This is a genomic window from Nakamurella deserti (assembly GCF_003260015.1).
In the GTDB taxonomy this organism is placed as follows: Bacteria; Actinomycetota; Actinomycetes; order Mycobacteriales; family Nakamurellaceae; genus Nakamurella; species Nakamurella deserti.
Genome location: NZ_QCXS01000002.1, coordinates 2160659 through 2171038 on the forward strand (window position 1 = coordinate 2160659; position 10380 = coordinate 2171038).

A 10380-nucleotide genomic window follows, 5' to 3' on the forward strand; every position below is an offset into this window, starting at 1 on the left:
GCTCACCCTCGGGTGACCGGCCGCATGACACACGAAAAGACAAGAGGAAGTTCGAGCAGACGCTCGACTTTTCGCTCTTGTCCGTCGGCGTGACGCCGAACCACCCCGGACGGACCGGTGTGGTCAGAAGGCACAGATTCGGGAACTGACGACGTCCTGGCAGAATTTCCGACCCTGCCAGGCCAGAGGCAGGATGCTCGCGCACCCACACCCAAGGGTCCAGAGTACCGACGACACACCGGTTCACCAAATCTGCGCAGGTGGGAGTGCTCACCGCCCGCCGCGGCGACCGTCCCCGTCCCGGAATCTTCTCCGCCACCCGGTCGTTGACCACAGAGCCGGGTCGTTCCGGCCGCGACGATGGAGGAGAGACGATGACGACGCAGCGCGCGGTACTCGCCGGTGGGTGCTTCTGGGGCATGCAGGACCTGATCCGCAAGCAGCCGGGAGTGGTGTCCACCCGGGTCGGCTACACCGGTGGTCACACGCCGAACGCGACCTACCGCAACCACGGCAACCACGCCGAGGCGATCGAGATCGAGTACGACCCGGCGGTGACGACGTACCGGGATCTGCTGGAGTTCTTCTTCCAGATCCACGACCCGTCCACCCGCAACCGACAGGGCAACGACGTGGGCGCCAGCTACCGCTCCGCGATCTTCTACCTCGACGACGAGCAGCTGGCGACGGCGAAGGACACCATCGCCGACGTGGACGCATCCGGTCTGTGGCCGGGCAAGGTCGTGACCGAGGTGGTGCCGGCCGAGGAGTTCTGGGAGGCCGAGCCCGAGCACCAGGACTACCTCGAGCGGATGCCGTGGGGCTACACCTGCCACTTCCCCCGGCCGAACTGGAAGCTCCCGCGACGGGCCACCGTCAGCAGCTGACCCACCGCGACGAGCCCCGCTCCGGAACCTCTCGGGGCGGGGCTCTTCCGTCTCCGGTCCGCGGTCGGCGACCGATGCGCCCGCACCTCGCTCCCCCACCACGGGACCGATACGGTCACCGTGACGAAACCACGCCGGCCCCCCACACCCCCCTCTGACCCGGCGCGGAGCGCCACACCCCTGCGAGGACGAGCCGGAGGCGGTGACACCGTCGCCTGCCGACGCACCCACCCGCGGACAGCAGAAAGCCCCGCCCGGACGAACCGGAGCGGGGCTTTCCCGTGATGCAGACCTACTTGGCCTTCTCGAGCACCTCGACGAGGCGCCAGCGCTTGGTCGCCGACAGCGGCCGGGTCTCCATCAGCAGCACGCGGTCGCCGATACCGGCGATGCCGTTCTCGTCGTGCGCCTTGACCTTGGAGGTCCGGCGGATGACCTTGGAGTACCGCGGGTGCTTGACCCGGTCCTCCAGCGCCACCACGATCGTCTTGTCCATCTTGTCCGAGACGACGAGGCCCTCGCGGACCTTGCGGTCGTTGCGCTTCACGGCCGCCTCAGCAGTCTCGGCTGCCACTTCCTGCGACTCGCTCATGCGGTCACGCCCTTTCCGTCCGGCCCGACCGACAGGCCGAGTTCACGTTCGCGCATCACGGTGTAGATCCGCGCGATGTCGTGCTTCACCGTGCGCAACCGGCGGTTGTTGTCCATCTGGCCGGTGGCCATCTGGAACCGCAGGTTGAACAGCTCTTCCTTGGACTCGCGGAGCTTGATCAACAGCTCGTCCGCGTTCAGTTCACGCATCTCATTGGCTCCGGCCATCAGGATTCACCGCCCTCACGCGTCACGATTCGGCACTTCATCGGCAGCTTGTGGATCGCGCGGCGCAGAGCCTCGCGGGCCACCTCGTCATTCGGGTAACTCATCTCGAACAGCACGCGGCCGGGCTTGATGTTGGCCACCCACCACTCGGGCGAACCCTTACCGGAGCCCATGCGGACCTCGGCGGGCTTCTTGGTCAGCGGGCGGTCCGGGAAGATGTTGATCCAGACCTTGCCGCCACGCTTGATGTGCCGGTTGATGGCGATACGAGCGGACTCGATCTGCCGGTTGGTCACGTAGGCCGGCTCCAGAGCCTGGATGCCGTAGCTGCCGAACGTGACCGCGGTGCCACCGGTGGCCATGCCCGTCCGGTGCGGACGGTGCTGCTTGCGGTGCTTGACCTTGCGGGGGATCAGCATGGCTCAGGCCTCCGTCTCTGCGGGAACGGGCGTGGCCGCAGCCGCGACACTGCCGGCCTCGGGTGTGCCCTCGGCGGCGGCGCGACCGGCGTCGGTCGACGTCGGCGTGGTGCCCGAGGCACCCGAACGACGGCCACGCGGACGCTCGGCACGGTCGCCGCCACGGGCCGGACCACCGGCGGCGCGGGACGCGGCCGCAGCGGCCTCGGCCTTCTGCTCGCCGAGGGTGCCCAGCAGGTCACCCTTGTAGATCCAGACCTTGACGCCGATGCGGCCGAACGTGGTCTTGGCCTCGAAGAAGCCGTAGTCGATGTTCGCGCGGAGCGTGTGCAGCGGCACCCGACCTTCGCGGTAGAACTCCGAGCGGGACATCTCGGCCCCACCCAGACGGCCGGAGCACTTGACCCGGATGCCCTTGACGGCGCCCGAGCGCAGCGCGCTCTGCATGGACTTGCGCATCGCGCGACGGAAGCTGACGCGGTTAGACAGCTGCTCCGCGACGCCCTGGGCGACCAGCTGCGCATCCGACTCGGGGTTGCGGACCTCGAGGATGTTCAGCTGCACCTGCTTGCCGGTCAACTTCTCCAGCTGGGTGCGGATGCGGTCGGCCTCGGCGCCACGGCGGCCGATGACGATGCCGGGGCGGGCCGTGTGGATGTCCACCCGGACCCGGTCACGGGTGCGCTCGATCTCGACCTTGGAGATGCCGGCGCGGTCCATGCCCTTGGCCATCAGCTTGCGGATGGCGACGTCCTCGGCCACGTACTCGGCGTAGGCCTTGTCGGCGTACCAGCGCGAGCTCCAGTCGGTGGTGATACCGAGTCGGAAACCGTGCGGGTTGATCTTCTGACCCACTAGGAGGTCCTGCCCTTCTGGTTCTGCGCGGTGCCCTGGGCCCTGCGGGCCCGGTTGGACCCGCCGGTGTCCGCACCGGACACCGAGACGACTTCGATGGTGATGTGGCTGGAGCGCTTGCGGATCCGGAACGCGCGACCCTGGGCCCGCGGCTGGAAACGCTTGGCGGTCGGACCCTCGTCCACCGTCGCGGTCGCGATGACCAACGTGCTCCGGTCGAGACCGGCGTTGTTCTCGGCGTTGGCGGCGGCAGAGGCGATGACCTTCGACACCGGCTCGGCGGCGGCCTGCGGGGCGAACTTCAGGATCGTCAGTGCGTCCTCGACCGAGCGGCCGCGGACGAGGTCGACAACGCGCCTGACCTTCATCGGCGTCATGCGCACGTACCGCGCCTGCGCCCGGGCACCCTGGAGCGGTGCTCCCTGGGTGGCCCTTGTATCTGGGCGAGCATTCATTGGCTAATTCCTCGAATGATTTGTATTTCGGAAACGGATACGTGCGAACTAGCCGCGACGGGCGCGACGGTCTTCCTTGACGTGGCCCTTGAAGGTCCGCGTCGGGGCGAATTCGCCCAGCTTGTGACCGACCATCGACTCAGTGACGAACACCGGGACGTGCTTGCGGCCGTCGTGCACCGCGATCGTGTGTCCCAGCATGTCCGGGATGATCGTGGAGCGGCGTGACCAGGTCTTGATCACGGCCTTGGAGTTCTTGTCGTTGGCGACGTCCACCTTCTTGAGCAGGTGGTCGTCGACGAACGGGCCCTTCTTGAGGCTGCGTGGCATCGTGGTTTTCCTCCTACTCGGGTGTTAGCGCTTCTTACCGGACTTGCGCCGGCGGCGGACGATGAGGGCATCGCTGGCCTTGTTCGGCCGACGGGTGCGGCCTTCGGGCTTACCGGCCGGGTTGACCGGGTGGCGGCCACCGGAGGTCTTGCCCTCACCACCACCGTGCGGGTGGTCGACCGGGTTCATGGCGACACCACGGACGGAGGGGCGCTTGCCCTTCCAGCGCATACGGCCGGCCTTGCCCCAGTTGATGTTGCTCTGCTCGGCGTTGCCGACCTCGCCGATGGTGGCGCGGCAGCGGATGTCGACGTTGCGGACCTCACCCGACGGCAACCGGAGCTGCGCGTAGGGGCCGTCCTTGGCGACGAGCTGCACCTTCGACCCGGCGGAGCGGGCCATCTTGGCGCCGCCACCGGGGCGGAGCTCGATCGCGTGGATCACGGTGCCGACCGGGATGTTGCGCAGCGGGAGGTTGTTGCCGGGCTTGATGTCGGCCCCGGCCCCGGTCTCGACCTGCGCGCCCTGGACCAGCTTCTCCGGGGCGATGATGTAGCGCTTCTCGCCGTCCGCGAAGTGCAGCAGCGCGATGCGCGCGGTGCGGTTCGGGTCGTACTCGATGTGAGCGACCTTGGCCGGCACGCCGTCCTTGTCCGCGCGACGGAAGTCGATCAGACGGTAGGCGCGCTTGTGACCGCCACCCTGGTGCCGGGCGGTGACCCGACCGTGGACGTTGCGGCCGCCCTTGCTGTGCAGCGGCGCGATGAGGGACTTCTCGGGGGTCGTGCGGGTGATCTCGGAGAAATCCGCCACCGAGGAACCGCGACGACCCGGAGTCGTCGGCTTGTACTTACGAATGCCCATGTTGGTCTGTCTTCCCTATCCCGGCTCAGGCGCCCGTGAAGATCTCGATCGGCTTGCTGTCCGGGGACAGCGAGACGATCGCGCGCTTGGTCGACTTGCGGCTGCCGAAGCCGGCGCGGGTGCGCTTGCGCTTGCCCGTACGGTTCAGCGTGTTCACCGAGACGACCCGGACGGAGAAGATCTGCTCGATGGCGATCTTGATCTGCGTCTTGTTGGCGTCGGGGTGGACCTCGAAGGTGTACCGGCCGGACTCGAGAAGGCTGTAGCTCTTCTCCGAGACGACCGGCTTGAGGATGATGTCGCGAGGATCGGTGACGCTCACTTCTCCTCCTCCTTCTCTGCGGCGGGGGCCTTGGCCAGGCTGACCTCGGCGTCGTCGGCGGCGGTGAGCTCGGTGAGCTCGGCGGCGGTGACGACGGAGACCTGCTGGAACGCGAGGAACTCGTCGAGCGCGGACTTGGTGAAGACCACGTCGTCGGAGAGCAGCACGTCGTAGGTGTTGAGCTGGTCGGCGAAGAGCAGGTGCGTCTCCGGCAGGTTGCGCAGGCTCAGCCAGCCGGCCTCGTCGGTGCGCGACAGCACGATCAGCACGTTCTTGGACGTGGCCACCGCAGCGAGAGCGGCCCGGGCCGTCTTGGTGGACGGCGTGGTGCCCTCGACCAGCGACGACAGCACGTGCACGTTCCCGCCACGGGCCCGGTCGGAGAGGGCGCCGCGCAGCGCGGCGGCCTTCATCTTCTTCGGGACCTTCTGCGTGTAGTCACGCGGCTGCGGGCCGTGCGAGATGCCACCGCCGACGAACTGCGGCGAGCGGGTCGAGCCCTGGCGGGCGCGGCCGGTGCCCTTCTGGCGGTACGGCTTCTTGCCGCCACCGGAGACCTCGGCGCGCGTCTTCGTGGAGTGCGTGCCCTGGCGACCGGCGTTGAGCTGGGCCGTGACGACCTGGTGCATCAGCGGGATGCTGGCCTGGACGTCGAAGATGGTGTCCGGCAGCTCGACGGTGCCGGTGGCCTCGCCGGCCGGCGAGGTGATGGAGACGGTGGTCATCAGGCGCCCTTTCCAGCCTTGACAGCGGAACGGACCAGCAGCAGCCCGCCCTTGGGGCCGGGGACGGCACCCTTGATGAGCAGCAGGTTCTTGTCGGCGTCGACAGCGTGCACGGTGAGGTTCTGCGTCGTCACCTTGCTGTTGCCGTGGCGACCGGCCATCCGCATGCCCTTGAACACGCGACCGGGGGTCGAGCAACCGCCGATGGAGCCGGGCGAGCGGTGCTTGCGGTGCACACCGTGACCGGCGCCGAGGCCCTTGAAGCCGTGACGCTTCATGACACCCGCGGTGCCCTTGCCCTTGCTGGTGCCGGTGACGTCGACGGACACGCCCGCCTGGAACACCTCGGCCGCGGTGAGCTCCTGGCCCACCTCGTAGCCCGAGACGTCCTCGGTGCGCAGCTCGACGACGTGGCGACGCGGGGTCACACCGGCCTTGCTGAAGTGCCCGGTCTCGGGCTTGTTGACCTTGCGCGGGTCGATGGCGCCGAAGGCGAGCTGGACCGCGCTGTAGCCGTCCTTCTCCACCGTGCGCACCGCGGTGACGAGCACCGGGCCGGCGGCGACGACGGAGACCGGGACGACCCGGTTGTTCGCGTCGAAGACCTGGGTCATCCCGAGCTTGTGGCCCAGGATCCCCTTGATCGAGTCAGTCATTGGTTGAAACCTTTTCTCCTCGAGAGCACCCGAGGGGTCCGTGAGAATCCCTACTGGATGTTGACGTCGACCGACGCCGGCAGATCGATGCGCATCAGGGCGTCAACGGTCTTCGGGGTCGGATCGAGGATGTCAATCAGACGCTTGTGCGTACGCATCTCGAAGTGCTCGCGCGAGTCCTTGTACTTGTGCGGCGAGCGGATGACGCAGTACACGTTCTTCTCCGTCGGCAACGGCACCGGACCGACGACACGAGCACCCGTACGGGTCACTGTCTCGACGATCTTGCGCGCGGACGCGTCGATCGCCTCGTGGTCATAGGCCTTGAGCCTGATGCGGATCTTCTGTCCCGCCACGCTTGCCGTCCTTCTCATCTAGCTGCTCTGGTCGTTGTGGCGCGCATGCGCACGCCACTGCTGTTGGGCGGCCCCTCGGGGCCTTCCCGCCGCGGGCAAGACTCACCCGCCGCCACTATGGAGATGTCCAGGTCCTCCGGTCCACGCGGTCGGGCGTGTCGCCTTCGGCGCACACGGTTCAACCCTGCTCGGGCGGAACCCCCCGGTTGACCGGGGACCTTCCCCACGTCGGAGCCGGATGCGCTCGCGAGGAGCGCGACGGTACCGGTGTGGTCATCGCACATCGACTGTTGATCGGGCGACGCCGTCTGATGTAACCCTCGAGGACCGGCCCGGGCGAACCCGGACCCCCGCTCCGACATCGGAGCGCACCGCGGGGCTGACAGCACACAGCATCGACCTGGCAACAGGCAACCTGACAAGTATGCCTCAGCGGCCCGGGGAGATCAAATCACCGTGACGTCGTCGCGGCCGCGGCCGCGTCCGGCTCTCAGGTCTGCTTGACGTGCCGGGACCACGCGAAGCAGTACACGCCGAAGCAGGCGATGCCCAGCGCCAGCGCGGTGAGCAGGTACGGCCCGTACGGCTGCCCGTTCAGCGTGCGCAGGGCGGTGTCCAGACCGCCGGCCCGGTCGGGACTGTAGGTCAGGGCCGCGAGGAGGAAGAGCGCTCCGACGATGGCCAGCACGACTCCCTTGGCCGCGTACCCCACCTGACCGAGCCGCACGACGCCCTGCCCCACTCCCCCGGCGAGGTCGCGGGTGAACTTGCGGGACAGGCCGCGGTAGACGAGCCGACCGCCGGCCACGATCACCACGACCCCCAGGGCGATGACCAGGATGCGGCCGGTGCTGCTGCCCATCAGCGAGGCGGTCATCTCCTTCTGGGTGTCGCCGGACGACGACGAACCGGTGACCACGCGCACGGCACTGACCCCCAGCGCGACGTAGAGCACCACCTTGCCGGCGGATCCGACGCGTTTCACCGTGCGCTTGCGGCCCTCCTCGCGGTCGCGATGGCCCCAGAGCGCTTCGAACAACTGCCACACGGCGAGGGCGAAGAGGCCGACGGCGACCACCCACAGGGTGATCCGGCCGAGGGTGGTGGACGCGAGCTCCTGGAAGGCACCCTGCTGCGAGGCCTCCTCCTGCCGCCCGAACCAGGCCAGCTGCACGGCCAGCCAGGCGACGACCAGGTGGACCACCCCGTAGGAGATCAACCCGACCCTGACCAGCAGGCGGAAGGCGTCACTGCTCTGCACGTCCCGCCCGGCCCGCTCGGCCTGGTCCGAGGCGCGCCCGGCGGCCCGGCGGGTGTTGTCGGCTGCGGTCACTGCGACCTTCTCTCGGGAGGGCACCGCGGACGGCGCCGGGGGCACGGCGCGTGAGCGCCGTGGCATCGCAGGTCCCGGCGCGGCCGGGCGAGCAGGTCAGAGGCCGCTGATGCGGTCGTCGCGCTCGACGACGGCCTGGCGGCCCAGGGAGTCCGTCGTGACGGTGGTGCTGCGGGCGCGGCGGTTGCGCGGCATCAGGAAGGCCGCGCTGAGGATGATCACCAGCAGGCCGCCACCCATCAGGATGTAGCCGATGGTGGTCAGGTCGAAGTCGGCCAGGTTGGCCTTGACCCCGAAGGCCAGGATGGCGCCGGCCACGATCAGGAAAACGCCGAGTCCGATACCCATGACTTACCCCTTGATGCAGTCGGCGGGCCGGTGGGCCCGCGGATGGCCGATGCCGTACAGCGCCGGTGCGTCAGAACTATGCCCGCTCCGGAGTAGTCGCATGCGGCATTCGACGAATCGACCGCGCGGCGCGCCGCCGGTCGGCCGCGTGCGGTCCCGACGTCTGTCACCCGTATGCGCGGGCCTTGTCCTTCCGCCGGGTCAGCTGCCGGGCGGATGGACACGGGGTGTCGCCGCGTGTCCACCGGAGGAGGAGATGCCGTCGGTGGGGATCCGCGGATCGGCGGCGGTGCGCTGCCGCGGAAGCCGGAACTCGTCGCGCGGGGCGGCGGTCGTCCCCGGTGGGGCCGGCGGCACCGGCCGCGGTCCGGCGATGGGTCCGGTCCGCACGCGGCGCCCGGTGCCGGGGGTGGGCACGGTGCCGGTGCCGGTCGCGGCGGACGGGCCACCCGACCCGGCGACCCCGTCGACGTCGGCGTCCACCGCCATCGCGTAGTCGTCCGTGGACGACAGCGGGCGGCGGCTGAACCAGCGGAACCACACCCGCATCAGCGCGACGACCAGCGCCAGTACTGCCACGACGATCAACCACACGTTCATCGCGCCCCCTGCGATGCCTGCCCCGGTCGAGGTGCTGCGTTGCGGCGGCCGGGTCGCGGTTCGCGGCCGGTGACGCCCGTGCAGTGGTGACGTATACGTGATACGCGTCCATTGTGCACCCCGGTTGACCTGCGGCGTCCACGGGAGTCACCCGACCGGGGCGGCTGCCGCGGGCGCGTGGCCGACGTCGGCCACCGGGCGCCGGGCGGCCGCGGCCGGCCCGCCGGCCACCCGCCGATCCGCCGGCCGGTCAGGCCGGACGGCCCGCCGCCGCCAGCGTGCCCACCACCAGCGCGCGCTGCTGCACCCGCTCGTCGGCGGTGGTCTTGAGCGCGTTCCAGAACGCCGCCGGATCGGACTCCAGGGCGGCCACCGCGGCCAGCACGTCCGCGGGGTCCGCGGTCCGGGCGTCGAACACGTACGCCGGCAGTCCGAGATCGCCGTACGCGGCGAAACCCTTGCGTTCGTAGCTCAGGTGCACCGCGGGGACGCCGAGCAGGATCGACTCGAGGGCACCGTGCAGCCGCACCGAGGTGCACACGCCGATCCCGGCGTCGCGGACCGCGTCCAGCAGCGACAGCTCGGCCGCCACTCCGAGCCGCCGGTAGAACAGGACGTCGTTGTTGCCGCCCCGGGCGGACTGCACGATCGGCACCCAGTCCGACGCGGCCAGCAACGCCCGGGCGTTGTCCTCGTACTCACCGGCGTCGGGCAGTGCGCGCAGGATCAGGCCGCGACGGACGGGGGTGCGAGTGCCGGCCCCGTCGGCGCCGCGGCCCGTCGCGCCGCCGGTGGCGCCGATCGCCAGCACCGCCGAGTCGCCCACGCGGTGCGTGTTGGTGAGCCCGGCGAACTCCCGGACCGACTTGTCGTCGCGCAGGAACACCGCGCCGGCCCGGGCCAGCCAGCGCGAGACCAGGGTGTGCGCCACTCCGGTGAACGGCCCGATGCTCTGCGGCAGCAGCACCCACCCGGTGCGCTTCGCCAGCCGGCTGGCGTGCGCCAGCTGGGAGCCGTGCACCAGCAGGCACTTGACCAGCTCCGAGGCGAACCCGCCGCGGAGGTAGGCCCCACCGACGGACACCAGCACGTCGGCGTCCCGCGTGGCCGCCCGGAATCTCCGCGAGAAGCCCAGCCGCCCACCGGTGATCAGCGCGATCGCCCCGCGGATCGCCACCAGCGCACCGTGGGCCGACCCGAAGGGGCTGAGAACGGTGACGGGTGAACCGAAGTCGGTGTCGTCGAACGACGCCGGGTCGTGCGCGGCGACGGTGAAGGTGGTGTCCGCGCCGTAGGCGTCGCGGCCCATCGCGACGGCGAGTTCGGCGAGCAGTCCGTCGCCACGGTTGCGGGCGCTGTAGACGTTGAGGATGACGACGCGCATGCGGGGGCCTCTCACTGCGGGGTGCCG

16 protein-coding genes are annotated in these 10380 nt (G+C 69.8%); 1 reads left to right on the forward strand and 15 read right to left on the reverse strand.

What is annotated here, in order from left to right:
* Positions 1-374: 374 nt before the first annotated feature.
* Complete coding sequence (gene msrA, locus DB033_RS09860; protein WP_111766524.1) at positions 375-887, forward strand: peptide-methionine (S)-S-oxide reductase MsrA; 513 nt, start codon at positions 375-377, stop codon at positions 885-887.
* A gap of 292 nt (positions 888-1179) precedes the next feature.
* Here the strand turns inward: msrA and rpsQ are convergent, their stop codons facing one another.
* From rpsQ to DB033_RS09935, 15 genes are all read right to left on the reverse strand, one after another.
* Positions 1180-1479 (reverse strand): 30S ribosomal protein S17, encoded by a 300-nt coding sequence (gene rpsQ / locus DB033_RS09865; RefSeq protein WP_111766525.1) that lies wholly within the window; start codon positions 1477-1479, stop codon positions 1180-1182.
* Positions 1476-1706 (reverse strand): 50S ribosomal protein L29, encoded by a 231-nt coding sequence (rpmC, locus tag DB033_RS09870; RefSeq protein WP_111766526.1) that lies wholly within the window; start codon positions 1704-1706, stop codon positions 1476-1478. The genes rpsQ and rpmC overlap by 4 nt, the downstream gene beginning before the upstream one ends.
* The gene (rplP, locus tag DB033_RS09875; RefSeq protein WP_111766527.1) at positions 1706-2125 is read right to left on the reverse strand and encodes a 50S ribosomal protein L16; all 420 of its coding nucleotides are present in this window, start codon (positions 2123-2125) and stop codon (positions 1706-1708) included. The genes rpmC and rplP overlap by 1 nt, the downstream gene beginning before the upstream one ends.
* Positions 2126-2128: 3 nt before the next feature.
* Complete coding sequence (rpsC, locus tag DB033_RS09880) at positions 2129-2980, reverse strand: 30S ribosomal protein S3 (protein WP_111766528.1); 852 nt, start codon at positions 2978-2980, stop codon at positions 2129-2131.
* Entirely contained in the window at positions 2980-3435 is a 456-nt protein-coding gene (gene rplV / locus DB033_RS09885) for a 50S ribosomal protein L22 (protein WP_111766529.1), read from the reverse strand. Before rplV ends, rpsC begins: the two co-directional genes overlap by 1 nt.
* A 48-nt stretch (positions 3436-3483) precedes the next feature.
* Complete coding sequence (gene rpsS / locus DB033_RS09890; RefSeq protein ID WP_111766530.1) at positions 3484-3765, reverse strand: 30S ribosomal protein S19; 282 nt, start codon at positions 3763-3765, stop codon at positions 3484-3486.
* A gap of 24 nt (positions 3766-3789) precedes the next feature.
* Complete coding sequence (rplB, locus tag DB033_RS09895) at positions 3790-4629, reverse strand: 50S ribosomal protein L2 (RefSeq protein ID WP_111766531.1); 840 nt, start codon at positions 4627-4629, stop codon at positions 3790-3792.
* A gap of 25 nt (positions 4630-4654) precedes the next feature.
* On the reverse strand, positions 4655-4951 hold the full coding sequence (gene rplW / locus DB033_RS09900) for a 50S ribosomal protein L23 (RefSeq protein WP_111766532.1): 297 nt from the start codon (positions 4949-4951) through the stop codon (positions 4655-4657).
* Positions 4948-5676 carry a 50S ribosomal protein L4 gene (gene rplD / locus DB033_RS09905; RefSeq protein WP_111766533.1) on the reverse strand — a complete coding sequence of 243 codons (729 nt, stop codon included), beginning with the start codon at positions 5674-5676 and terminating at the stop codon, positions 4948-4950. The genes rplW and rplD overlap by 4 nt, the downstream gene beginning before the upstream one ends.
* Positions 5676-6332 carry a 50S ribosomal protein L3 gene (gene rplC, locus DB033_RS09910; RefSeq protein WP_111766534.1) on the reverse strand — a complete coding sequence of 219 codons (657 nt, stop codon included), beginning with the start codon at positions 6330-6332 and terminating at the stop codon, positions 5676-5678. The genes rplD and rplC overlap by 1 nt, the downstream gene beginning before the upstream one ends.
* Positions 6333-6382: 50 nt before the next feature.
* Positions 6383-6688, reverse strand: coding sequence for a 30S ribosomal protein S10 (rpsJ, locus tag DB033_RS09915; RefSeq protein ID WP_003938093.1), 306 nt, complete (start codon positions 6686-6688; stop codon positions 6383-6385).
* Positions 6689-7178: 490 nt separating this feature from the next.
* Positions 7179-8021, reverse strand: coding sequence for a DUF1206 domain-containing protein (locus tag DB033_RS09920; RefSeq protein ID WP_240615819.1), 843 nt, complete (start codon positions 8019-8021; stop codon positions 7179-7181).
* Positions 8022-8117: 96 nt separating this feature from the next.
* Entirely contained in the window at positions 8118-8369 is a 252-nt protein-coding gene (locus DB033_RS09925; protein WP_111766536.1) for a DUF6458 family protein, read from the reverse strand.
* Positions 8370-8570: 201 nt separating this feature from the next.
* A complete protein-coding gene (locus tag DB033_RS09930; protein ID WP_111766537.1) occupies positions 8571-8969 on the reverse strand; it encodes a hypothetical protein in 399 nt (132 codons plus the stop codon).
* A 250-nt stretch (positions 8970-9219) separates the two neighbouring features.
* A complete protein-coding gene (locus tag DB033_RS09935) occupies positions 9220-10353 on the reverse strand; it encodes a polysaccharide pyruvyl transferase family protein (RefSeq protein WP_111766538.1) in 1134 nt (377 codons plus the stop codon).
* Between the last annotated feature and the right edge of the window lie 27 nt (positions 10354-10380).